The 23,326-nt window shown below is 59.2% G+C and carries 27 protein-coding genes and 2 pseudogenes; 10 read left to right on the forward strand and 19 right to left on the reverse strand.

The features are described 5' to 3' along the window. Window positions 1–683 precede the first annotated feature (683 nt). Window positions 684–908, forward strand: coding sequence for a hypothetical protein (locus ACE10W_RS38540; RefSeq protein WP_154694125.1), 225 nt, complete (start codon window positions 684–686; stop codon window positions 906–908). Window positions 909–1,462: 554 nt separating this feature from the next. Next, window positions 1,463–1,690: a hypothetical protein gene (locus ACE10W_RS38545; protein ID WP_223153796.1), complete on the forward strand. Its 228-nt coding sequence runs from the start codon at window positions 1,463–1,465 to the stop codon at window positions 1,688–1,690. Between the two features lie 385 nt (window positions 1,691–2,075). On the opposite strand, the gene ACE10W_RS38550 is transcribed toward ACE10W_RS38545, so the two are convergent. Further along, complete coding sequence (locus ACE10W_RS38550) at window positions 2,076–2,279, reverse strand: cold-shock protein (protein WP_011090960.1); 204 nt, start codon at window positions 2,277–2,279, stop codon at window positions 2,076–2,078. Window positions 2,280–2,295: 16 nt separating this feature from the next. Continuing rightward, the gene (locus ACE10W_RS38555) at window positions 2,296–3,702 is read right to left on the reverse strand and encodes a hypothetical protein (RefSeq protein ID WP_011090961.1); all 1,407 of its coding nucleotides are present in this window, start codon (window positions 3,700–3,702) and stop codon (window positions 2,296–2,298) included. Between ACE10W_RS38555 and ACE10W_RS38560 the strand changes: the two genes are divergently transcribed. Further along, entirely contained in the window at window positions 3,680–3,859 is a 180-nt protein-coding gene (locus ACE10W_RS38560) for a DUF3892 domain-containing protein (RefSeq protein ID WP_071916953.1), read from the forward strand. The genes ACE10W_RS38555 and ACE10W_RS38560 overlap by 23 nt on opposite strands. A 3-nt stretch (window positions 3,860–3,862) precedes the next feature. On the opposite strand, the gene ACE10W_RS38565 is transcribed toward ACE10W_RS38560, so the two are convergent. The 10 genes and pseudogenes from ACE10W_RS38565 to ACE10W_RS38610 all read right to left on the reverse strand — a co-directional run bounded on the left by ACE10W_RS38565 (window position 3,863) and on the right by ACE10W_RS38610 (window position 10,315). Beyond that, complete coding sequence (locus ACE10W_RS38565) at window positions 3,863–4,228, reverse strand: hypothetical protein (RefSeq protein ID WP_014498622.1); 366 nt, start codon at window positions 4,226–4,228, stop codon at window positions 3,863–3,865. A gap of 101 nt (window positions 4,229–4,329) precedes the next feature. Further along, window positions 4,330–4,820, reverse strand: a pseudogene (locus ACE10W_RS38570) (HK97 family phage prohead protease). 196 nt (window positions 4,821–5,016) lie between these two features. After that, entirely contained in the window at window positions 5,017–5,565 is a 549-nt protein-coding gene (locus ACE10W_RS38575; RefSeq protein WP_223153797.1) for a hypothetical protein, read from the reverse strand. Window positions 5,566–5,573: 8 nt separating this feature from the next. Next, window positions 5,574–6,107 carry a hypothetical protein gene (locus ACE10W_RS38580; protein WP_011090966.1) on the reverse strand — a complete coding sequence of 178 codons (534 nt, stop codon included), beginning with the start codon at window positions 6,105–6,107 and terminating at the stop codon, window positions 5,574–5,576. A gap of 197 nt (window positions 6,108–6,304) precedes the next feature. Then, a complete protein-coding gene (locus ACE10W_RS38585) occupies window positions 6,305–6,856 on the reverse strand; it encodes a hypothetical protein (RefSeq protein WP_014498619.1) in 552 nt (183 codons plus the stop codon). A gap of 401 nt (window positions 6,857–7,257) precedes the next feature. Continuing rightward, window positions 7,258–8,685: a phage/plasmid primase, P4 family gene (locus ACE10W_RS38590; RefSeq protein WP_011090968.1), complete on the reverse strand. Its 1,428-nt coding sequence runs from the start codon at window positions 8,683–8,685 to the stop codon at window positions 7,258–7,260. Window positions 8,686–8,699: 14 nt separating this feature from the next. Then, on the reverse strand, window positions 8,700–9,035 hold the full coding sequence (locus ACE10W_RS38595) for a hypothetical protein (RefSeq protein ID WP_161536874.1): 336 nt from the start codon (window positions 9,033–9,035) through the stop codon (window positions 8,700–8,702). 13 nt (window positions 9,036–9,048) lie between these two features. Beyond that, a complete protein-coding gene (locus ACE10W_RS38600) occupies window positions 9,049–9,627 on the reverse strand; it encodes a bifunctional DNA primase/polymerase (protein ID WP_231088587.1) in 579 nt (192 codons plus the stop codon). Between the two features lie 76 nt (window positions 9,628–9,703). Further along, window positions 9,704–9,922 (reverse strand): hypothetical protein, encoded by a 219-nt coding sequence (locus tag ACE10W_RS38605; RefSeq protein WP_129964954.1) that lies wholly within the window; start codon window positions 9,920–9,922, stop codon window positions 9,704–9,706. A gap of 234 nt (window positions 9,923–10,156) precedes the next feature. Further along, window positions 10,157–10,315 (reverse strand): hypothetical protein, encoded by a 159-nt coding sequence (locus ACE10W_RS38610; protein WP_016846393.1) that lies wholly within the window; start codon window positions 10,313–10,315, stop codon window positions 10,157–10,159. A 103-nt stretch (window positions 10,316–10,418) separates the two neighbouring features. On the opposite strand from ACE10W_RS38610, the gene ACE10W_RS38615 reads away from it, so the two are divergent. Continuing rightward, a protein-coding gene (locus tag ACE10W_RS38615) for an IS3-like element ISRj2 family transposase (RefSeq protein WP_085967575.1) occupies window positions 10,419–11,548 on the forward strand; the annotation gives its coding sequence in 2 pieces (ribosomal slippage) (window positions 10,419–10,671 and window positions 10,671–11,548; 1,131 coding nt in all). Between the two features lie 1,766 nt (window positions 11,549–13,314). After that, complete coding sequence (locus tag ACE10W_RS38620) at window positions 13,315–13,551, forward strand: hypothetical protein (protein ID WP_011090972.1); 237 nt, start codon at window positions 13,315–13,317, stop codon at window positions 13,549–13,551. A 1,199-nt stretch (window positions 13,552–14,750) separates the two neighbouring features. Here ACE10W_RS38620 and ACE10W_RS38625 read toward each other — a convergent pair. The 6 genes and pseudogenes from ACE10W_RS38625 to ACE10W_RS38650 form a co-directional block, all read right to left on the reverse strand. Beyond that, complete coding sequence (locus ACE10W_RS38625; RefSeq protein ID WP_011090973.1) at window positions 14,751–14,945, reverse strand: hypothetical protein; 195 nt, start codon at window positions 14,943–14,945, stop codon at window positions 14,751–14,753. Further along, window positions 14,942–15,131, reverse strand: a pseudogene (locus tag ACE10W_RS38630) (hypothetical protein). Before ACE10W_RS38630 ends, ACE10W_RS38625 begins: the two are co-directional and overlap by 4 nt. A gap of 181 nt (window positions 15,132–15,312) precedes the next feature. Continuing rightward, window positions 15,313–15,594, reverse strand: a complete 282-nt coding sequence (locus tag ACE10W_RS38635) for a hypothetical protein (protein WP_011090974.1) — start codon at window positions 15,592–15,594, stop codon at window positions 15,313–15,315. A 762-nt stretch (window positions 15,595–16,356) separates the two neighbouring features. Next, entirely contained in the window at window positions 16,357–16,587 is a 231-nt protein-coding gene (locus ACE10W_RS38640; protein WP_016847165.1) for a hypothetical protein, read from the reverse strand. Window positions 16,588–16,878: 291 nt separating this feature from the next. After that, complete coding sequence (locus ACE10W_RS38645; protein WP_016847164.1) at window positions 16,879–17,013, reverse strand: hypothetical protein; 135 nt, start codon at window positions 17,011–17,013, stop codon at window positions 16,879–16,881. A gap of 21 nt (window positions 17,014–17,034) precedes the next feature. Then, window positions 17,035–17,385, reverse strand: coding sequence for a hypothetical protein (locus tag ACE10W_RS38650; RefSeq protein ID WP_161170744.1), 351 nt, complete (start codon window positions 17,383–17,385; stop codon window positions 17,035–17,037). Between the two features lie 483 nt (window positions 17,386–17,868). Here ACE10W_RS38650 and ACE10W_RS38655 point away from each other — a divergent pair, with 483 nt between their 5' ends. The 5 genes from ACE10W_RS38655 (at window position 17,869) to ACE10W_RS38675 (ending at window position 23,038) form a co-directional block, all read left to right on the forward strand. Beyond that, complete coding sequence (locus ACE10W_RS38655; protein WP_223153798.1) at window positions 17,869–18,294, forward strand: hypothetical protein; 426 nt, start codon at window positions 17,869–17,871, stop codon at window positions 18,292–18,294. Between the two features lie 359 nt (window positions 18,295–18,653). Further along, window positions 18,654–19,223, forward strand: a complete 570-nt coding sequence (locus ACE10W_RS38660) for a helix-turn-helix transcriptional regulator (protein WP_016848068.1) — start codon at window positions 18,654–18,656, stop codon at window positions 19,221–19,223. A 196-nt stretch (window positions 19,224–19,419) separates the two neighbouring features. Then, a complete protein-coding gene (locus ACE10W_RS38665; protein ID WP_049801880.1) occupies window positions 19,420–20,973 on the forward strand; it encodes a phosphomannomutase/phosphoglucomutase in 1,554 nt (517 codons plus the stop codon). Window positions 20,974–21,014: 41 nt separating this feature from the next. Then, entirely contained in the window at window positions 21,015–21,233 is a 219-nt protein-coding gene (locus ACE10W_RS38670; protein WP_125459388.1) for a hypothetical protein, read from the forward strand. 683 nt (window positions 21,234–21,916) lie between these two features. Continuing rightward, window positions 21,917–23,038, forward strand: coding sequence for a LysR substrate-binding domain-containing protein (locus ACE10W_RS38675; protein ID WP_011090981.1), 1,122 nt, complete (start codon window positions 21,917–21,919; stop codon window positions 23,036–23,038). Here ACE10W_RS38675 and ACE10W_RS38680 read toward each other — a convergent pair. Further along, window positions 23,002–23,097, reverse strand: a complete 96-nt coding sequence (locus tag ACE10W_RS38680; RefSeq protein WP_301309069.1) for a hypothetical protein — start codon at window positions 23,095–23,097, stop codon at window positions 23,002–23,004. The two genes, ACE10W_RS38675 and ACE10W_RS38680, sit on opposite strands and share 37 nt — an antisense overlap. Window positions 23,098–23,326: the final 229 nt, after the last annotated feature.

Below are 23,326 nucleotides of genomic sequence, written 5' to 3' on the forward strand. Positions count from 1 at the left end.
GGCCTGCTGCAGATGCGAATTGTTTATTCCCTCGGCCCGTTTCGGCTTCGATAAAGTGCGAGAAATTCTCGCACTTTCTCCAACGGCCATTTCTGCCTGCACCTGCTCCCAAATCTCCTTACGTCGCTTGATGTAAAACCTCTCGCACCTAGCCAACCACCGGACATTTGCGGAGAGCGAAGCCGTCTCTTTCCGGTGGACAGCCTTTGGTTGCGATAGCAACTTGGTCGTTTTTCAGGACGTGAGATTTGCTTATGCGCGATTAGCAACTGCCGTTTTCTCGCGTTTGCTCGGATTGCACCTCAACGCGCGAACGAAGATCCTACCGCCGATTACTGTCATGCAGTGCGATTTTGACCGGTGCGTGATGCTGCTCTACATTTACACGGTCATAATGATCGAGTCGTGGCTCGATTTCTGGCTCGCGTCAGCCCAACGTCTCGCCCCAGCATGCTGCCCGTGCTGGGGTCTCTCTTTCGGAGACTGACTTGGAGTCCTGGCAGCCTGTCGGTCGTGATTGAAGCAAGACAGTCCGTCACCCTTTCGTCAGCTATCGCGAGCGCACCCAGTGCCTTTTATGACTAACCCGCACACCGCAAGCAGCGCGGGCGCGCTGGCGAAAGTCTCACAGGCATGCCACCCGAACCGGTTGGCACACACGCGGCTCTCCTAGAAGAGCGCGTATGCGTGCAGCGATCTTCCGCGCCTCCTTCGGCCCGAGGTTGGGTTTCAAGCTGTCGAGCCTCCTCGGCATTAGACGTCGCGATTTGGCGATCTGCTTGGCTCAAAGACTGATCGGCCGCGCTGGCCTGATTGGCTGCAAACACCGCAAGCGCTTGGGACCGCAGGGACGTGATTTGCTGCTCGAATATGTGCATCCATTGGCCTGTAGCTACCCTGTGTGGTGACGTCGCAAGCGATGGTGGCCAGCCTTCGCCCCTTGGATTGGCAGGGCTGGCCACCTTTGCTCCCGAGGGGCCCAAAATTCCCCCCTGGTGCCACCAAGGAGTATCGCTGAGAAGGACTGGAAGCACCTACCAGTACCAGTGGGTTGTCGCGCCCCCGCGTGCATGCCATATCAAAGTGCTCGGCCTGCAAATGTTCGAGCTGGCTCCGCTCATAGGAGTAACCGCCGTGCCTAGGACCGAAGTGGTAGCGGCAATCCAAGCATTCACGGACTACGTCCGTAGGCCAAGCCATACACCGGCAGAAGACACGTACGCGCCACAGCGAACTGAAGAACAGCTGGCCGATTGGCGATCCCGGGTTGAAGTTATCTGCTCAAAAATGGACGCGGTGGCGGATTGCCCTCTTTCGACCTTATCCGAATTCGAGGCGCTCAGACGCGAGATGGGGACAGATTTTCCCGCAACACCACCCGCTTTACTAAACCGTGTAGCGGACGCATTTTTACGCTGCGGGTCGGCGGATGCCGGCCCCTTAATCAGGACGGAGCCGGATGATGCCTAGCACATTCTCGCTGCACAAGATCGACGAAGCTATACGCGACCTCGAAGAAAAAGTTGCTCACGGTGCAGAAATCAGCCGCGAGGAGCTCGCGAGCGGCATTCTGCGGATTACGAAGCGTCTTCGAGATGAACTCGAAGCCGCGCTCAAGGTAATCGATAGCCTCAAGGATCACACCGGGCTCACGGTGGCAGCCGCGCGACCTAAACAGCGGGAACGTTAGCGGCCACGTGACTCGGTGCTTTGGGGTGGACCGATAAAGCGCTGTCCCTATCGCGCGCGCCACTAACTTCGCCCGGTCAGCCTCAAGGGAGGGAGAAGCTGACCGGGCAACGTATCCTCCGGACGAATGCCCTAGAGCAACTACCAGGATTGTGGGCGGTGACTTGGCAATCAGTCTCGGATCGCAGGCAGCGCCGTGGCGAGTCGCCATCGGCAACTTACTACCAAGGAAGGTACAGCGCGACGAACAGTACCAAGAGGATTAGAGCGCACGCCCACGCGAACAATAGCGCCTTATCCATCGGCCGATTCCGATCGATCTCCTCGGCCGCCCGCAGCGGCGTACCACTGCGGCCTTTCTGTTGAGCAACACAATGGGTGGTGCATCACTCGATTCGTAGATTTTCCGCCGACTCCTTTCCGCGATTTTTCACGATGTCGAAGCTGACTTTTGCGCCCTCTGCGAGCGAAGTAAAACCAGCCTTCTCAACCGCGGAGATGTGGACAAAGACGTCATTGCCGCCGGAATCCGGTTGAATGAACCCATACCCCTTTGTTGGGTTGAACCACTTCACTGTCCCAATTGCCACCTTACTTCTCCATTTTTCAAAAATGAAAAGTAGTGCGCGACTCCGACAAAAGAATGGCTTGTCGCGACGCGCGTCCGCAGGCCATACGGGTGGCACCGATCTTACATCCTCGCCAGGACGCTAAGCGCGTTCTGACCTGCCACGTTGATGTTGTTGGCGTTGGTGCCATCGCCCTGTTCGTTGGCTGAGAACACGTGCAAACCCAATAGTGGCGGAGCCGCGTACGCGGCTGCTCCACCGACCTGAGTAGTATTCGTCCGCCTGCAAGAACCCCCTGACCAATGAAAACGTTGGTCGCATCCACGCCAATACCGGAAACCGCGGCTGCTGAGTTCGTGACCAGACCAATGCGTGATGCATACGAAATCTGCGTCGCATCTTCGGCCAGCCCGAATACAGCCGACACCTGATTGCCTGCGGACGCTCTCGCCTGCCTCACGGTCGCGCTGGAATAGGTGTATGCGAGGCCGCTATCGATCGCCGCTGCGGATGCCGTCACGCGGTTATAGGCATTCCACACGCCGAGGTACCCAGCCACACCGCCAGACCCCGAACCGCCAAGAATCCAATCAAGTTGCGACGATGCATTGCTGCGCGTGGTGCCTCCGCGCCACGCTGCCGGCCCATTGGTGATGGCTTGATTGTTGAGCCAGATACCATTGACCTGGCCCAACGCCGTTCCAGCCGAGCGCACCGTGTCGCTTGTCCAGTCGGGACCGTGAGGCAGCCGCAGCGTACCGCTGTCGTTCCAGACAAACCAGTCATTGACCTTGCTGGCGCCGATCGCCGCGGGGTTCTTGGTGATGTCGGTCGTCGCGATCGACAACTCGGCAAATGTCGTCATCGTGAGTTTGGTGCCGTCATAGATTGGCACCTGATTGCCGTTGTAGAGCGCATAGTACAGCGTCGTTTTGGCGCTCTGCGTCGTCGTCATCACGGGCGTTGCGCTCACCAGGGTCAGGCGACCTTGCGGCGGAGACAGAACCCCGAGATTGCCACGTGACGTTTGAGCACTCGCCACGTCCGACAGATTGTTGGCGCTCGACAGATCACCAGCCCCAGGCTGGCCCACCACGTTGAAGTTCCAGTCCGCGAGCGTGCCGCTGCCGCCGGTCTTGTCGGACGTCATGGTCAGCGTCGTGCCGCTGTAGGTGACGAGGCCTTCCATCCAATTCGCCGTGTTCGCCGCCGAGCTAGCCCGCACGCGAGCGCCATTCTGATAGGCGAGGCCGGCCTGCGTGGTGAACGCTTTGGATCCGGTGCCGATAGCGAGCGACGTGGTCGAAGTGCCGCCATACGTGGGGGCGTTGGCCCCCGCAGCACCGGTTGAGCCCGTGGCGCCAGCATCCCCCTTCGACGCCAGCAATTGCCAGTATGTCGCATTCGGAGGCGTGTGGTTGGTGTGGCCGAGATCGGAGGTCATTCGATCGATCGAGAACGGGACCAATACATTCTTTACGTTGGTCGGCGGTAAGCGCGCGGACGTTGGCGTCGTTAGCGGCCCGAACGGAAAATATGTTCGAACTCACGCTGACGGCTACTACAACGATAACCTACTAGCTCTGCCGGAGTGTCCGTGAGTTTTAGTCAAGTAAATCGTCCGCCTCCTCTGCCGGCGCCCAACTGATCTTGCTCGCATCGGCCGGTGTCGCGCCCATACTGCTTAGGCACAGCCTCAGTAGGCTGAGCGATTTTGTACCCATCTCCGCGCCGCTTTGCAGGCGAGCGCGCAAGACTGATGCGATGGAGACAAGACAACGGTGAGATGCATTGAGCCATGGCAACTCGCTGGCGAATTCACGCCATGCATTGGCCTGTTGCTCGTTTAGCCAAGTGGGTGGAGCGCCGATTTCGGCACCGGTTGGATCGTTGCGTTTATAGCGGCCAGCATTGATGATGTGCCGGCCTTCAACCAGCGCCTTGGCGGCCGGCTTTCTTGGTCGTGGCATTTTGCCCCTGGGGGTCCGAATTGCAGATGCGCGTGAAATGGGGGGCCGCCGGTAGCTAGTGGCGGCAGTGGGAGGGATCTGACCCACCCCTCCCCCTGCGCTTAAAGGATGCCGCGGGCCCGCATCTTCGCTTCAACGCGCCGTCGTGCTGCCTGGTTGTTGCTGGATGCTCGACTGATCTGAGCTGAGGTGTCCTTGCCGTAGGCTCCCCACAGGACCAAGCTGATCTCGAAAAGTTTGGCCTCGGTGATGAGGCGCTTCGGAATGTCGCCACCGTCGTCCCACTCCTCGACAACTGGAGTAAACGACACGCTCACCTCGTTGACAGTGCCAAGGCCTCCTGCCCTAAAGGCGCATCAGGATGCGGCTCTAACGAGTAGTAGAGTCCGACGTTATCCGAACGTAGTTTGAGGGTGCCGTTGCTGATGCGCCCCAGAGGCCTGCTGACATCATGACTGCAAAGCGCGGCGACGTCTGGATTTTGCGCGATGTGCTTGTCGAATGCGCCGCGCGCGAAGCGTTCCTCGAAGAGCCCCGCGATGATGGCCGGCCGATTCCAGGAAATCGCGAATCCTGAGATGGTTTCAGCCATTGCGTTGCGTCACCCGCAATCGTTTCTCGCGTTTCGCTTGCATCAACTTGCGCGCAATCACGGCTGGTGAGTCCGAGCACTCGGAGTGTCGGCTTTCGCCAGGCATCTTTACACGGCGCCGAACTGGCTTTCGGTCGGCCACATCGGAAGTGCGTTCGGATCCCTTAGACATTGTGGCCCGCCTCCTTCACTTCCTTCAAAAAGTAAAAAGCGCGGCCTTCGCGCCGATCGCCCAAGAAGTGCGCGCGCACTGGCCGCAGATAACCGAGGCGCACATCCTCGCGCTCCAGATCGTCCAGCAGCGCGTCGTGCTTTTCTCGGGCTTGGCTGCTTCCAACGCGCGAGCGGCCTCACATACCGCACCCAAACGGCGCTGGTACTCTGGCATCACGGTGAAGCACACGAGCTTGGAGGCTACGTTCCGCGCTTCGTCTGTGCGCCTATGCAGGACCTCCCGCGCTGACTCGATGTTTGCTATCTCCGTGGTGACTTCGCGGAGCTGCCGCGACAGATCGGCAATGCTGTCAGTAGGATCGTCACCAAGCAGCGCGGCCACGCCGGGCGAGATATGTTTCCCAAAAGCCGCCCTGCCCGCCTCGATCTTACCGCGCAGTTTCGAGCGCTCGCTGTTGAGCTTAGAGTCTCTCTGCTCCAATTCCACGCGTTTCGCGATCAGGTCGGCGTACGAGCTGTCGGCCTCCGCGAGGCTGGGGACGCGGAATTCGTCGGTGGTCTTCGTCTTCAACGGAGCCATTAGGCAACAACCTTTCCAAACAATGCATCAATGATACCGGCCACAGCGGCGACGTTGATGGTGACTGACTTGTGATGGCCATTGGATTGCCAGTGAGCGCAATGAGCGCCCGGCTGACTGAAGCGACTGACCGACCCATCAGGTTTGTGAATCGCGACGGCTCTACAATTGCAGGATACGGCAACCTGAGATTTTCGCGCCTCCGCGACGCCAGTGCGTGCGTCCTCGACCAAAATCGCAACAGCGATCGGCGCGTTGGGAATCGACTGCGGGGCCCCATCCAGGTTGACACTACCGGGTGTCATCGCGTGGTAGGCGCGGACCGCGTCAACAGCGGTGTGCAACTCGGTGTCAGAGGCGAGCGCAACAACGAGGTCGAGAACATTGTCCTCGTCTAGCTCAGGCGCAACGCCCGGTGCGCCGGAAGGCAAGATTCCGGCTTCCTGCAAACGCCTGGCGATTCCGGTGCTTCGCGAGCGCGGGAAATCAAGATGACGCTCGATCGCGTCGAGCACGTGATTCCAAGTGGCCATTGGGGCCGCTCTCCTTTCAGGATTGGAAATTGCGATTGGAGGGTTAAATAAAACGCCGCATGCAGCGGCTTCGCGGCTCAGGGCCGGGAAAAAGTGGCGACGCCGGGTGGTGGCCAGCGCGCCGAGTGCACGTCACGTCAGACCACAAATCGTGGTCTTCAAGGTGATACGTTCCCAACTATGGCGAAAACTGGATTTTAAGCCGCCAGCGCGATTTTCCTCCGGCGCGGCCTGTTCCTGCGAATGTCGGGCTCATTATCATTGGCCACCTGCGTCAGGAATCGCTTGGCGTCGATTGCCCGGATCATGGCGTCCTCAACGGCACCGAATTGCATGAGCCGAATGCCGCTTGTCGCCGGGGCGGTGCGGCCCGCAAGAAATTCAGCGCCCTCCGCAACTGCATGCGACCACCTGGAGTACGGTGCGCCCACGTCCTGCTGCCAATCCAGTAGCTCTGGCCTGGCGGGCTTGCCGGGCTTGTTGGGGGTGGCCGCCTGTTTGGTGCGGCGCTTGCCTTTGCTCTGGCGATATTGCTCGGCAGTTGAATGCCATCGCCCGTCCAAACCAAACCACTTGGACATATCCGCATTAAACGTCGCCCTCGCCGCCGCATCCAATTGCCAGCCATGGGCCGGCCCCATACCGGGGAAGCGGCGGTGTAGAATGCGGTTCAGCTCGCCAGGGCGCGGGCGGACCTCGGTAACATGGTCGGCTGCTATGGGTTGGTCGTTGTCGTTTGCGTGTTGCATTGGTTGTCTCTCGTGACGAGCGTACCTGACCGCTTCTGCGGTCTTGTGCGTCGGCATCTGCGTGCCGATCGAATAATCAAACAATCAAAAAAAGTTATACGTAACTCGGCCACTGGTTCGGGCGGCTCGCGGGATCCAAGGGATTTGCTATATCCCCGCCCCATGTTTTGGTTTTCATTTTGCACTCGGAGATGTTTTCCTGGGGGCGCGGGTCCCTATGTGAACGGCGGGAGAGATCAGCTAGACCCCGCCGCCGTGCGCGGTGTGCGCGATGTGCGTGATTTTCACGTATGACTCTCTACACGCGCGCGCGAAGCGCCTATAATGGAAAAATCGCGCACATGTCGCACACGTAGCACCGACCATTGAAATCATTTCGTTTTCCCGTGCGCGATCCGTGCTCAATCGCGCACGCTAGGTTCTTTCTCGGCCTGCCTAAGCAGTTGCAGTCCGATATAGAGTTGTCCGCCGCGTACCCTTTGCCCCTTCTTGAAGCCACTCTTGGTCAGCGACTGGACAAATCCCTTCTGGCTTCCGGGGCGCTCGCCAGATGCTTCAGCATAATCGGTCCACGATTTGAACAGATCCGCGACGAAGTCTGAGATGCTACGATTGTCCGGCTCAACTCGGCAAGCATCCTTCAGCCACTGGCCGAACGTGTCTTGCTCGGCAAAATACGTTTCGGTCGCCTCAACAATAGATGCAGGTCGCACCAAACCATTGCGCTGCCAGTCCCGGCACCCATCAACCATCCACCGCAGAATGGCGGGCGCCTCACCGCGAAGCTTTGCTTCAAGTTCACGATCCGGCTTCGTCGGCTTTCGCGTGAACGGCACGATGTTGAATCGCCGCCGGGCTGCGGCGTCGACGCTATGCAGTGCTGGCTGGTGGTTTCCAACCACAAACAGTTTGAATTGCGGCTGGAACGTAAAGAAGTCCTGCCTCATAAAGCGCGCTGAAATCGCATCGCCGCCCGTCATCTGTTTTATTCGCGACTCGGCCCAAGCCCTGCCCTCCTCTGTCTCGCTGGCGCTGACTAGACGCGCACCGCGCAACATCGCCAAGTCTGTCGGGTGTCTGTCACTGCGGCTGGCAACGAACGTGTCCATTGACGCCGTAGTCGCATAATCGTGCAGAATATAGCTAGTGGTGTTGAGAAAAACCGATTTCCCATTACCGCCGTCGCCATGCACAAAGACAAGTGCATGTTCGCGCGTGTCGCCCGTAAGGCAGTAGCCGCACCACTGCTGCAGAAAGCGGATCATTTCACCGTCGCCGCCAGTCGCGTCTTGAAGAAATCGCAACCAAAGTGGACAGTCTGCCTGGGCAGACGGCGCGGTGGACGTTAGTTTGGTAATGCCATCTGCAGGGTCGGCAGCGCGCATTTTCCCTGTACGCAGATCAACGGTGCCGTCTGGCGTTCCGAGCAGAAACGGGTCGCGGTCCCAAGCCTCGATCGTGACGGCGAAGGTTGGGTCATTGCGAGCGAACCCCTCGACTCCTGAAGCGAATGAACGCTTTCGTATAGTCGCGAGCGCCTTCGGAGACAGGCCCTGTGACATATCGCGGGCCATCACCCTAACATGGTGAGCCGCAAGGCCGACTTCGTTCCTGCGCCAGTACGAACCATCCCATTCAAACCACGCGCCAGTGGAGTGGCAGAAGCGCAGCGTGTCTCGATAGGTGCTCGCGAATATATACGCAACACTATCCTCGGTTACCGAAGTGCCGGGATTAGATGCGGGTTTGTTGTCGTTGGCTGCGACAGGCTCCTCATCGCGGGCTTCAACGGTTGAATTGGACGCGTCGGTTTTAATTGCATTTTGCATTCAGCAATCGCCCTTCAGGACAAAGTTGATGTTGATCGACGCGCTGCGGCACGCCTGGCGGGTTGAGTAAGAAGACGAGCAACGCTGACTGGCTTGGTGTCATCGCCGCCGCCAACTCGTTTACGCAGCCACTCGGCGGCCTCTGACGCGGACATGCTGAGGCTGACTGAAACCATGTTGATCGGCGAGTAGCCGGCGTTTCCAGCCGAATAATCGACAATACCACTGGGCTGGATATTCAGCGCGCGGCCTCGCTTCTTCACCTTCGAGTTGATCGAGGGGCGGAAGGATGCAACAGCGTGGAAGCCGCCCTGGTACTTGCGCAGATCTTCGAGTCCAAGCTCCGGCACCCATGCATCGAGGCTAGCCAACGCGCGGCGTTGATGTGTCAGCCCACGGGTGGTCACTATCGACTACCACCGGGCCGCGGTCACTGGCTTTGCTGGCTGGCTTAATCAGCGTCCCGCGCTCGGCGAAGTACGCCTCCGCCCGAGCCAACAATTCGTCGATCGCCTCTGGTGTGATTTCCGGAAGCTCGGCCAACGGTGTTTCGGCCGGCGAACCGTTGAACCATTCGTAAGGTCGGCCCGTATCGGGATGCGTTCCGAACGCCACGAATTGCGTGCGTTCACCAAACGCCTCGACCTGACACTTGGCGCCGTTGATCAGGTAGGCGCCTGTTGCGCGCTTCTCGCGAGGCTCGGTGGCGCGGAATGCGAACAGGGTCTTCGGTGCCTTGCCCATCCGATACGGCGCTCTGTCCGACCCCGGCAACTCCATCACCATCGCGCGGATAGCGTCGGCAGTCTCAGCGTCCGGCGTGTCGACATCAAGCCCCACAAGTTCGCCGCAGAGCAGACCCGTATTTGTGGCGTCCGGATAGTTGCGAGCGATGCCTTCCATTTGCGCAGCGGACCACCGCGAGCGCTGCCAGTTACCCATGACAGCGGCTTTGCCACTACACGCGACGGGACGGTATCCGTAAGCAATAAGGCTGCGACGAAGGTGGATAATGCGCTTAAGCGTGGCCCGCATGTTGGCAATCGCCCTCTAAAACGAGAGATGAAATTGATTCGACCATCGCGGGCGAAAGCGCAGCCCCGCGCGCGTAAGCTCGATGCGATCCATCGGCCGCACGCACAATGCGCACGCCGAACAACTTCACCCCTTCGCAGACTTCGACGTCCGCAAGGGCAACGTCAGCACCGAGCGGCGAATGAGTGGCGAGGATTTTCATATTCCGGGTCTCCCTCGATCAGAAGCTTAGTCAGTTGCCGGTCGACCTGAACCGGATCGTAATACAGGTTGAACGAGCCGGGGATCTTGACCGGCTCTCTGAAGTTGTGGTGGAAATTGAGTTGTGGCTGCACACAATTCCTCCGTTCGTAGTGTGTGATGAGTAGTGAGATTTTTCGGGCGTGACACTAAAGGTCGCGCTGCAGATATTTGGCGGGCGACGCGGGGCTGTTGTTCACGCAGCTACCTTGGACTTGCCGTTATCGTTTGCGCCGCGGGCAGCAAGCCGCCGCCGCGCGCGTGTCATCACGTCATCCTTCGACTGCATAGCGGCAAGCTCCCGCTCCAGGCGTTCGACGTAGGGCGCGAAGCCCGGCCGGTCGTGCAGCACCATCACCTCGGCGATGAGAGAGCTGGCCTCGCAAATTCGGACAGTAGCTTGAGTGGATTTTCTGCCTGACAGCGGCGAGGATTCTTGCTGCGAATCAGGAGCGAAGATGACGAAGAAGAGCCGCCGGACGCATTCTCCGGCATTCAAGGCGAAGGTTGCTTTGGCTGCGGTCAAAGGAGACAAGACACTGGCGGAGCTGGCGCAACTGTTTGATGTTCATCCGAACCAGATCACGATCTGGAAAAACCAGCTCCTGGAAGGCGCCGCCGGCGTGTTTGGGCATGACAAGACATCGGCCGAGACGCCGGTCGATTTGAAGGCGTTACATGCCAAGATCGGCGAGCTGGCGTTGGAAAACGATTTTTTGTCCGGCGCGCTCACCAAGGCGGGCCTGCTGAGCGCAAAGCGATGATCGACCGCGGTCATGATCTTTCTATCGTGCGCCAGGCGAAGGTCCTGAAGCTGGCTCGCAGCACGGTCTACTATGAACCTCGGCCAGTTTCGGCCGAGGACCTTGCCTTGATGCGTCGGCTCGATGAGCTGCATCTCGATTATCCCTTCGCGGGAGCGCGTATGCTGCGATCGTTGCTGCGGCGGGAGGGCGTATACGCCGGTCGCCGCCACATCGCGACGCTGATGAAGCGCATGGGGATCGAGGCGGTCTATCGTCGCCCGAACACGAGCAAGCCGGCTCCGGGTCACAAGATCTACCCGTACCTGTTGCGCGGATTGAAGATCGAGCGGCCCGACCATGCGTGGGCAATGGACATCACCTACATTCCGATGCGGCGTGGCTTCGTCTATCTCGCGGCGGTCGTCGATGTGTTCAGCCGACGGGTCCTGGCCCATCGCGTCTCGATCACAATGGAGGCGGCCTTCTGCGTCCAAGCGGTCCAGGAGGCGTTGGCGAAGCACGGCAGACCCGAGATTTTCAACACGGATCAGGGCAGCCAGTTCACCAGCCTCGAGTTCACCGATGTGCTGCTGGACGCGAAGATCGCCATCAGCATGGACGGCAAGGGCGCCTGGCGCGACAACGTGTTTGTCGAGCGGCTCTGGCGCACGGTCAAATACGAAGAAGTTTATCTCCGCGCCTACGACAGCGTGTCCGAGGCGCGAGCGTCAATTGCCAAGTATCTGGCCTTCTACAATCAGGGACGCCCTCACTCGAGCCTTGACGGGCGCACGCCCGACGAGGCTTACTTCGGCACGCAAGCTATGGTGATGGCCGCATGACCGTCGCCGACGATTTTGTCGTCGCTCTGGTCGGGCTACGCCCTCCCGACGCAACGACAAAATCGTAAAGCCCCGCGTTCAGCATAACCCGGCAGGAATCCACTTAAATCCAGCGCGGCGCTGTCCAAACAACCGGGGCCAGCTCTGAGGTCGAGGGCCGCGTCAAGGCGATCAGCGGTAACCGCAGACGCATTTAAAGTGGTCATGGGTGTGGGAATTTTCGGTTAGCGTTGCCGCTGAGCGGCTGCATTACCTCGGCTATGAGCCGATGACGGACAAGGTGTCCGTCAGGCAGTCACGGGCGCGCCCTCGAATCGCGCAACGTCGCCATGAGTGGTACATAGCAGAACGGGACCTCAACCGCAATACGAAAAGTCAAATCAAGTTTTGTTACAAGTTGTATAGTTATGGGTTTGCGCTCTACCGCCCCTCATCGACTCGTTAGTTTCGGTAGCCGAGTCGGCTACCGACCCAAAAAGTAGATACACCGCGTAGATACACGTCGAAACGGCAAGATTTTAACATATTGAAATATAATAGGAAATCTCATCATTACCTGTGGTTACATTCCGCTAGGGAGCGCCATTTAAAGAAAATAATACAATAAAATCAGCTAGATAGCCCCAGAGGGCCATTCATATTACACACCTGTTTGCACATCATTGGCATGATGACCGCAATGCTCTTTCTGTCGTCAGCGCCGCGAAGCGGCGGAATGCCGCCATTAAAAGCAGCCGATCTCCGAGTTGGGGCAGTCGCTCTCGAAATGGAGGATGGGGAGAAGCGGTAGTGGCACGTCAAGCTGCATTGCCGCCAACTCTGCCGCCGCGCCTAATCGATCGTGAGGCCTCCGCAGCATATGCCTCGGTTAGCCCGAACACGTTTGACCTTCTCGTGACGGCGGGAAGCATGCCCAAGCCGCGGGTCATTCCGGGTACGAGACGACTGGCTTGGGACGTTCGCGAACTCGAGCGCGATCGACGCTCTGCCTCACCACGGGGAAGAGCACGCGACCGGCGTTGACGCCGATGTTGGTTGGGAGAGGTAGGCCATGCCTCGCAAACTGCCACCAAACGTCGAGCGCAACGTCGTCAAGGGGCATGCGTATCTGTCGTTTCGGATCGGAAAGGCTTGGCATCTGCCACAGTACGGGGACGCCTCAACACCTGCCGGCGCGACGCGGTTCAACCGCAAGGTTCGGCAGCAACAGAGATATGCCAAACAGCGCGCCGAGCGCCTGGCCGCGATGACGCCCCGACAGCGAGCGACGCACGACGCCTGGCACCGAGCCCGTCGCCCGGGCCTATGGGAGGCTATTTGGTTTTTTCTGAGATGAAGTGTCGACTATGCCTGTTCGGCCGAATGGTGGGATTGTCCCAACGACAGCCGCCGAATTAGAAGCGATGTTGGTTGGGGATCCTATCCGATGACGCGAAGACGCTCTTCGACGTCATTGTGTTCGACGGGTCAAATCCTGCGGCCTCGGTTACGCGAAAGTCTCGTAAGAAGGCTCGCAAATGAACCGTGGCTCGCTTCGCAATCGTCAGGCCGTCGCGTGGGCAATACTTCTTGCCGGCCTCGGGCTGTTCGTCGCGCTCTATCCTCCTTGGTAAGGGCCTTTGGGGAGGCCCTGCAAACGCCCGTTGATGTGGCCGAGGAAGCTGTCACATTACTTTGACGTACAGGTGCCAATTTTGTAGGCGCTGGGATTTCGGAGCCCAGACCGGAATACGCGGCGAACGCTGCCAAGCGAATATATTCCGCTTGTGCAGCGTTCAGGATCCTCTCAATTTCGGGAGTTCGGCGTGTTTGATGCTGAAATGACTGCGCTGCTCAGGGCGGTGCTCGACGAAGTTTGCGAAAATATTCCTGTAAGCGAAACGGGCGCCAGAGCGTACGTTGCTTCGAAGCTGCTCGATGCTGCGGCACATGGACAGCTCTCAACCGACGCGTTGAAAGCGGCGGGTCGCAAGGCCTTGAACCCACCAACGATGTGGCGCTGATTATCCGCTCCACATCACTCGATCACATCGTATTCGAAGGCGACGCCCTCCGGGTCGTTCTCCTCGAACCATCGTTCCGCGGCGTCCACCGTCGCGAAGACTTGATGTGATCGACGTCGCCGACCTGCTTGGCGGTGTTCACATAGACGCCCACCGTTGTGTTCCTTTTCAAAACTCGAGCCGGCGCTGTCCGTATCTAACCCAGTGTCCGAACCTGATTTAAGGGCCTAACATGGTAGAAGGCAAGCCAGCGGGGAAAGGCGATCCCACGTCCCGCGCGGGCAACAGGAAGGCTGAGCCATTGATCAACATTGCTGAGTGCCGCGAGCAGGCTAACCACTACAAGAGACTTTCTGGCGTGAGCGGCATTTCCAAGGATCGCGCCGCCGCCCTGAAAAACATCGCCCGAAGTTTCGTGGGTTTGGCTGGCCAGCTGGATAGACTGGCTTCCCGTGCGAGGAACGAGCAGAGGTAAGCAGCCTCAGCTGATGGCCTTAGTTACCAAGGTCGGCGGTTCTTTTTTTTGACCTTGGGAAATTTACGGTGGGCGCCGGTTCACGCTGGTGGGCCTAGCACTCCCGGCGCTCAAATCCGCAATTGGATCGGCAACCGGGAGCATTGGGGCTGGAATTGCCATGCCCAGCCATGTCGGCCCTCCAAGTGACAATACGTAGAAAACCGAAGTCCGGTAGTTGTCCGGACTCCATTTTCGGAACGGGGTGTTCTACTGAAGGAACACCGGCGCGATTTGAGCACTAATTTTTTTGTTATTCCGGGAATGCCGCAGTGGGGCTGGAACCACGCTGCGGCTTTTCCCATTCGGGGCGTACTGGTCCCAGCTGCGTTCCGTCGGGCAAACACTAACCTTTGACCCCTGCGGTAGCCTGCATCATAACTGTCACATGAAGAAAGGCGACGTGACGTGCCCTGATTGTTCGGCGGGATCTCGCCGGATCGAACTTGAATCCCGCAAGGGCAACGCCGGGCACTACAAGTGCCTGATCTGTGAGCGCGTCCTAGAGGTCTTCGACGGCTCCCGGGAGATTGCTTATCGGCTCGCCGTACAGCCGTCCGACTTGCATCCTGTGAGAGAGTAAGGCCGCCTCAGTTGGCGGCGCCTTATTGGTCCCTCTTCAGCTTGCGCCGGCCCCAGTGAGGCTCTTTGCCCTTCGGGTTAAACTCCGGGACGTGGTGGCGGTTCAATGCCCGCATGACCCCGATGCTGGCAAACATACTCGGGCCTCCACCTTCATCGCGGCTTGCCATTCCGATGCGGCGTGCTCTTTCTTCGGCGACGCGGCGATGTACTCGCCGGCGTCGAGCTGCGTCACCAGTATGCGATCGCCGATCGTGATCGGATCCTCGAAACGCCGACCCCAGCCTCGTTCCGTCATTCCTTCCGCTTCAGCTCAGGTCTCGCGGCAGCAATGGCGCGTTCAACCTCGTCGGCCAGAACTGTCAGATGCTCGGCCAGCCTTGTGAACATCTCGCTTCTTGGGTTCAGTAGCAAGATCGCGGATCAAGGCGCACTCGGCAGCATCCGTGCGGAGCTTTTCTAACTGAGCCTGCATGTCCTTCATTGCGACCGGTTCCGTTCCCGATGAGGAACTATACCGCTTTGGGCACAAGTGGACAGAACTGATTGCCGGTTTTTCCTATGCTCGTCACCACCTGGCGACCCCATTACCGCCAAGGTCACCTCCAACGGCCCCGGCCTCCACACTTCAAAAGCCCCCATGGCCGGGGCCGTTTTTAAGGTGGCTACCGATAGCCCATGTCGCCGATCGGCCCTTTTGCGTTCCAGTTGAAATCCGGTCGTACGTCTGCGCCGCGCCCGGCGCAGGCGGTGCAGACGAAGCGCGGCTCGACATCTGACAGCCGAACATCGTCGGGCCAGCGATCGGTGCCGAGCGCAACGTGACGGCCGCAGGGGCAATACATGAGGACGCCGCGCAAGCCCATCTCGCGCATCTCGCCAAAGGTGATCTTGATTGGCCGACCCTCGGCGTGCGTGGGCGTGTGGCGGCGGGCAGGGTGAGGCATGCCGAGATCCAACCGCTGCGCGGGCGACAGTCAAATTATCGATTACTGGTGGCTCGGACCGCGCGCGAGCTACTGCGCGTCGTGGGTGTGGAAAAGCGCTCACTGCGATCGACAGCGGTTTTGCGCCCGCCGGCCGAGGCGGTGAACGACGAGAGCGCGGGGCTTCGGTCCCGCGCCCAGATCAGCGGAAAATGGTTGTTCCTATATTGAAGGGCTGACGGATCCGCAGGGCTCATGGGTTAGGAGCACGTGCCCGTGCCAACATTCACGGTGCGTTTGGGCGAAGCCAATCAAGGCCAGGATAATCAAAGCCACTGCGACGCATCCGGCTACAACGTTCTGCATCATGGCTGCCACTCCAGGTAAACTGTGACTGGCTTACTCGGCCAGGCTCCGCCTCGCTGCCGCGCACCGCGCTGGGCGCCCGGTCACCGAGTGATCACCGCGGACGGTGACCGGGCGGACAAGCTATCTGGCGGGCCTTCTCAAAGCGGCGTGAGAATCTGCCAGATGACCACCAGCACCACGACCACCATCATGACGTAGATAATCCTACGGCCGGTCTGGTTTATTTGGCTCATCGGATCACCCTGCACGGTTTGCCCTTCTTGCGCAGTGGCCCGCCATCTGGTGTCGGCCCTCCGAGGTGCAAGGCCCACATGATGCCACCCCCCAGCTTGCGCCCGTCTACCTCGATCGGATCATCCTCGAACGGGCGCCCCAGCCTTGATCGGTCATTGCCACGGGCTGACACCGCCTGCGCTATCTGGCGAAACCGGAGTCTAGAAGCTTCAGAGTCGAAATCGGCCACTTGCCGTCGTGGCCACCGATCGAGATCCGGAGCCCGTGCACCTCGTCAAGGAAGACGTGATCAACCGTCCCCGCCTTACCGTCGGTCAGGATAGCCCCCCTGCCGATTAGCTCCGTCTCGGCAGCATGAAGTTCTCGAAGGATGTTCGTCGCTCGTTTGGTCCAGTCATCGGACATGGTCATGCCCTACGCGGCTGGCGGATTAGTGAAGATCAGTCAGAGCGGCAGATGCATTGAGGCCATCGGCGCTTCGCGCGAATCAGTGCCGCCAACCGTCCTTGTCGAGCTCGACCCTGAAACCTTCCGGCAGCCGCGGCGTCTCGCCTTCGGTCACGACTTGCAGCGCGGCTTACTTCGGTGGGCGCAAATCGCCTTGAAGCCACCGGCCATTGGAATGCATGGAATCTTCATGCGCTGCGAATGTCGTAAGTGCGTGATTGCAGACAGCGCAGCGAAACCTGTGCAAGTCCACGCTTAGGCTTGCTGACTGCGAATGTCGAGTTCGGCCGCGTCGATCAACGCTTTGGCGGCGGCAAATTGCCCAATTAGCGTGTCGAGAACGGCGGCTTGGGCTTGGATGGTGGCGATGTTGGCAGCGATTGTTGCCATGATGGAGCATTTCGTTTTTTGCTAGGTGGGATCGTAGTCGGTCGCAGCGAAGCCGCCGAACGACGGCCACGGTGCTGCGGGTTCAGGCGCGGGCATGATCGGCTTGTAAGCCGGCTTCGGCAGCGGCGGTGGTGGTGACGGCGGCGCAGGTGGTGCGGCTGGCGCTGGCTGCTCTACACGCGAAGGGAGAGGAGCAGACGCGACCTTCACGATCGGCGGAGCCGGAAGCGCTGGAAGAGATGCTGCGCGAGCCTTGGCGCGATCGATGCGCTCTCCCAGTCCTTCCAACAGGCTAAACTCAACCCGCTCCTGGAACGCATTGACGCGAACATGCTTGCCGATCAGCTCCAGGCGGCGCAGTCGATCACTCAACCTGATCTTCTTGACGTGACCGACTTGCCTACGCTCCTCGCCCGCCCCTTCGTATAGCGCGTCGATCTCGACACCGGCAACGAGGCCTTGCCGCCAAATTTCCGGCCAAGCGTCTATGGGCTTGAGGTCGCCGCGCTCGTCGTACAGGTCAGCAAGGTCGGCTTCAGCTTCATCGGCTAGCGGCGACGATGACGAGCAGGGCCCGTGAGTGCCTCGGGCAAACGAACAGCTCTCAGCTAGCGATCGGGCTTTGCGCGCCCCTCAGAATGTCTTGCTTTCGGCAGAACAGGGCGCAACATCTGGCTTGCCATATTCACTGTCCGGACGGCGCCCGCTGGATTCATTGTACGTTACGTACAGAAGCGGCGCGTTACGAACCCAATTGACCCTTCAGGGCTGTCCCTAGAGAAAGGACATCAAATCACAGCGCTCCGCGGAGTCAGCTATGCTCCACCGCAGGCACGCGGTTAAGGAGGAGAGGATTTGATTTCGAATGAGATTCTGCCGATGATCAGCGAAACGCTCGCCGCCATGCGAACCCACCGTAACCGCATCCACCGCTATCGCCGTTTGCTTGAAACAGAGGTCGCGGGGCTTGACCGCCAGTATGTCGAAAGACGTCTGTCCGAGGAGCGATGTGCTCTCGACGCGCTAGTCTCGGCTATTTTTCCCTTGGTTTTCAAGTTCCCAAAGGCATCTACGCCTCCTAGGGAGATCGAAAGCAGTGGCGTACCAGAGCCCGGAGCCACTCAGGGTGAAGCCCGCTCTGCGTTAGAGGGTTCGCGGCGCGAGGCAAAATCAGGAGGCGCGTTCAAGAGAGCCTGCCGTGATCAAATTCAGCACAAAAATGGGAAAGTTCGCCGGATTTGTGCAGGCAGGACTGCGAAGATCAGCGGCTTCTTCCTATGACTAGTTAGATTTTCACTTTTGCATCGATCGCGCAGCTCGAATGCCGGCGAAGAAGCGCTGAATTCGAACGGGCAAACGCAGCGAGCGCTTATTCATCGCGCGCCCGAAAGGTCCGTAGCCTACGGACTCAGTCTGAAACTCTAGAAATTAGTGCGAAACATATCTCAAATGGGACTGTCCACTTTGACGCACGCAGCTATAAGTTGAGACATGGGACGATGGCGTTTTCAGCATTAGTTATGCGAACCATTTTTTGAACTGTTGCTATGCTTGAGGGTGACGAGAGAACGGGGGCAGGTCCGAAAGGAGCTTTGTTTTGCCCGAGTGAATTGCGCATCGCTCGTGGGGAACGGCCCAGTATGATTGGTACGCTTGATCTATTGGGCCGGCCTGCGATTTTGATCGATCAGAATGGCTTCGTGGCGGCTGTCAACGACAACGCGTCGAAGCTTTTCGATGACGATCTATCGGTGAAGGGACGGCGTCTGTTTGCAGCGGATGCTCAGTCACGACTGAGGCTGGACCGACTGATCACTCAGGTCCGCTTTTTGTCTGGCAAACCGGGCCGTAGCACCTTGCAAACAGTTGTCACCCGGAGTCAGCGCCGGCCGATTGTCATTGATGCCATCGTTCAGGACTGGGAAAGTGCAGGCGATCCCCTCCTCCCGGACATGGGCGCCCTTCTGATCCTGACTGATCTGAATGAAATACCTCGCGTCTCGCAGAGCTCTGTCATGGAGATCTTTGGATTGACTCCCGCGCAGGCTCGTCTCGCATCGCTGCTGGTGGAGGGAAAGTCGCTGGAAGAAATTGCATTTTATATGAACATTTCGTCGGGGACAGCGCGAAACCATCTGAAAGCTGTCTTTTTGCGAACCGGGACCAGGCGGCAAGCTGAGCTAGTCTCGCTATTGTCCCGGCTTCTATAACCCCGCCCATCCAAACTGGCCGGCCGGCTGCATTCTTCTCGCTGTGCAGGTCAACGTTTCCTGGTTTTCGATGACGGAAAGCTGACCAAGACTTAGCCAACAAGCCTACCTTGTCCATTGTGTGATGCCCGCGATACCTCGGCCTGGGCATTCGCTATGGCGGCGGTCAATTCCTCGCATTTCTGAGATTGTCTCAATGTTCCCCAAGCCGAAATCCGTCTTGTTGCCCAACACCTATGCCTTCGAATCCGAGCCGATGGTGAAGGCCACGGGTTTTCGCGAATACGACGCGCGCTGGTTGTTCCAGAAGGAAATCAACCTGATGGGGATCCAGGCGCTCGGCATGGGGCTGGGCGCGCTGATTGCGGAGCTCGGCGTCAAGCAGGAGATCGTCACCGGCCATGATTTCCGCGGCTATTCGGCCTCGATCAAATATGCGCTGATTTCCGGCCTGATGGCTGCGGGCTGCAAGGTGCACGACATCGGGCTCGCGGTGACGCCGATGGCCTATTTCGCGCAGTTCGACCTCGACGTGCCCTGCTGCGCCATGGTCACGGCCTCGCACAACGACAATGGCTGGACCGGCGTGAAGATGGGCGCCAACCGCCCGCTGACCTTCGTCCCCGACGAGATGACGCGGCTGAAGGAAATCGTGCTCAACGCCGAATTCAAGAACAAGGCCGGCGGCTCCTACCAGTTCCACGAGAACTATCCGGCGCGCTACATCGCCGACCTCACCAGCCGTCCGAAGCTGACCCGCAAGCTCAAGGTCGTCGCGGCCCGCGGCAATGGCACGGCCGGCGCGTTCGCGCCGCAGGTGCTGGAGGCGATCGGCTGCGAGGTGATCCCGCTCGACACCGAGCTCGACCACACCTTCCCGAAATACAATCCGAATCCGGAAGACATGGAGATGCTGCACGCGATCCGCGATGCGGTGCTGCATCACAAGGCCGATGTCGGTCTCGGCTTCGACGGTGACGGCGATCGCTGCGGCGTCGTCGACAACACCGGCGAGGAAATCTTCGCCGACAAGGTCGGCGTGATGCTCGCCCGCGACATGTCGGCGATCCACAAGGACGCGCAGTTCATCGTCGACGTGAAGTCGACCGGCCTGTTCGTCACCGATCCCGTGCTGCAGAAGCAGGGCGCCAAGGTCGCTTATTGGAAGACCGGCCATTCCTACATGAAGCGCCGCACCCACGAGACGGGTGCGCTCGCGGGCTTCGAGAAGTCCGGCCACTTCTTCTTCAACAAGCCGTATGGGCGCGGCTATGACGACGGCCTGGTGTCGGCGCTCGCGATCTGCGACATGCTCGACCGCGCGCCGGGCAAGTCGATGGCCGATTTGAAGAACGCGCTGCCGAAAACCTGGTCGTCGCCGACCATGTCGCCGCATTGCGCCGACGAGACCAAGTACGGCGTCATCGACCAGGTGGTGAAGCATTTTGAAGGCTTGCAGGCCAAGGGCGCCAGGATCGGCGGCCAGGCGATCCGCGATCTCGTCACCGTCAACGGCGGACGCGTCACGGTCGAGGACGGCAGCTGGGGCCTGGTGCGCGCGTCCTCGAACAAGCCCGAGCTCGTCGTCGTGGTCGAGAGCCCGGTCTCCGAGCAGCGCATGCACGACATGTTCGAGATGGTGAACAGCGTGCTGCGCACGCATGCCGCGGTTGGGGAATACAATCAGAGGATCCAAGGTGGCCTTGCTGGGCCGATCCGGCAGGCGAGGACCGATACCGAATTTGACTAATTAAGCTCGTCCAAGTTTCCGTAATCTATTTGGAGCAAGCCGTGACAACCAATCTTGTTTCTTCAGGCACGACCACGCTCAGTTCAAACTCCTCCAACAACTATCTCGTCTATGGTTCTGGCGCGCTTGTAATTGCTGCCAGCGTCATGCTTCCGGGACAATCCCTAGCGGGGATGACACCGCCCCAGTCGCTGTATCCAACCGTTCGCGCCAGAAGGGTGGAGCAGATGAGAGCGTTTCGGGCAAGATTCATCGAATAGCCGCGAAAAACGGCGTGCGTCCTTGGCATTAATCCCTCCTGGGCTCTTCGACCCGTAATCCGCGCGCCCCTCCTCTTCCAGGGGCCGTAGTACTGAAAGGCTAATCGCCATTTTTTGGTCTCAAGCGCCCTTTCACGCTGAAGTTGGGTAAGATTGAGTTACCCCGAAAATCGGTAGCAGAAAAGGAATTGCGGATTAGAAGAAAGGCAAGGCGGGCAGCTAGGCCTTAACTTGGATAGGTGGGAGGCTTTCATCCCGATGATTCAGTTATACTTCTAGTTCGCTCAGGCCGCCTGAACTGTCGTCAAAAACCTGTCGACTTCGATCCTCAGTTGCGCGCCGTTGGCGGACAGCATTTAGGCGGACAACCAAGCTGACCTGAAGCTCAGTCGGTTTCTGTTGCCCTGTCGCAAAATTACCTCGTGTAGGATCACACGCTCGGTCACAAAAACGGATTTTCCCCGTTCTACCCATTTCAATCGAAAAGACTGCTTCTCGGGTCGTTCGGGAGGCTTTTTCATGATCGGGTTGGGTTGGCGATTGGTTCACTGTCATTTGGAATCATAGCAGTTTACCCGAAACATGAAGTTAGAAGAGCTTGCGCTTCTCGTGCCTCCAGCGAGCCTAGGTACCGAGCAAATGGCGGCAGGGTCTTAACCGGCCCGGAGGGCGGATGTCTTTTGATGGCCCTTTCGAGGCCGAATTGGCGGGTTGAAGCAGCGCAAGCAAATGAAAGGCAAACTTGCCAAACTTTTTTGGCTCCAGCCTCGCCCATTTTTGCGCTTGCCAAATTGGAAGATCCAGAAGCAGCGCAAGCAAATGGCGTGCGCCATTCAAGACAAAAATTGGTCAATTGGTCACCGGCAACTTACCCTAGGGTTTCGACCGTGCCTGTGGAATTTCGAGACCTGCGCTGGGCGATCGTCGCGTCCAAGCACCGAAGCCTCCGCCAAGCGGCAGAGGCGCTCAGAATCAAGCAACCCACTCTTAGTCGCGGCCTGCGCAATCTCGAATACAGGTTGGGCGTCACTCTGTTTAAGCGTACCAATGGCGGCACACGACCTACCGTTGAAGGGCAGGAATTCCTCGAAGCTGCCCGGCGTTTCGTTGATGAGACGGAAGCAATCACGGTTCGTGGCAAGAACCGCTCGCGTGGTGAGAGCGGCCGATTGACCATCGGCATCCACACTTCCCTGTCAGCCGGCAATCTCCGGGCCACTCTCATCGAGCACCGGCACCGCTTCCCCGATGTCGACAGACAACTGGTTGACGGAGCGAGCGACCATCTGATTTCGGATCTCGCCAGCTCCGCGATTGACGTCGCCTTTGTGGCCGGCCTCAGTCCAAGGTGGAGCGACAGGTCATTGTTGCTCTGGAGCGAGCGTGTCGTTGCCGCCCTCCCCGCGAACCATCCGCTGACAGGTCGTGACGTAATTCACTGGGGCGAACTGAGGCACGAATCGCTTTTGATGTCGCAGCGAGGCCCGGGACCGGAATTCCTGAAGCTCCTTGACAGCAAATTGGGGTCTTCCGATCCTTGCCCGCTGGTTCGCCATGATGTGGTGCTCGACCGTCTTCTCTCCTTGGTCGGCGTGGACTGGGGCATTCTACTGGTATTGGAAAGTGCGACGGGCGCAGTCTATCCGGGTGTCACCTTCCGCGAGGTGCATGATGCCGAGGGGCCGACGCGGCTGAGCTTGCGCGCTTATTGGCGGCAGGACAACGCTAATCCATCGCTGCGTCCGTTGCTCGACCTGCTTCGGGAGCGCTATCCTGATATTTCCGCTGCCCCAGATGCGAGCTGAACAGCATTTCGTCGGGCCTTCGCAAAGGCGCGGTCGGTTGCGATAAAGCGCCCAACCATTGGCGATCAACTTGGCAGCCTTGGTCGGCGTCGTCGCGCCGCCGCTACGCGTCAGAATCGGCATAGCTTTGAGATCCCTGAAGACTGCAGCATCTGTTCGAGCATCGGCATCGGGGTGTCACGATCACCCCTGGGGGGCGGCATTTCCTGGACGAGGTGCGTCGCGGTGTCGAACATTCGCCGGTGCTTGCTGTGATCGCTCACAGTCCCGGCAGGCTGAACCTTGGCT

The sequence above is a fragment of the Bradyrhizobium sp. B025 genome (assembly GCF_042257955.1).
GTDB classification, from domain to species: Bacteria; Pseudomonadota; Alphaproteobacteria; order Rhizobiales; family Xanthobacteraceae; genus Bradyrhizobium; species Bradyrhizobium diazoefficiens.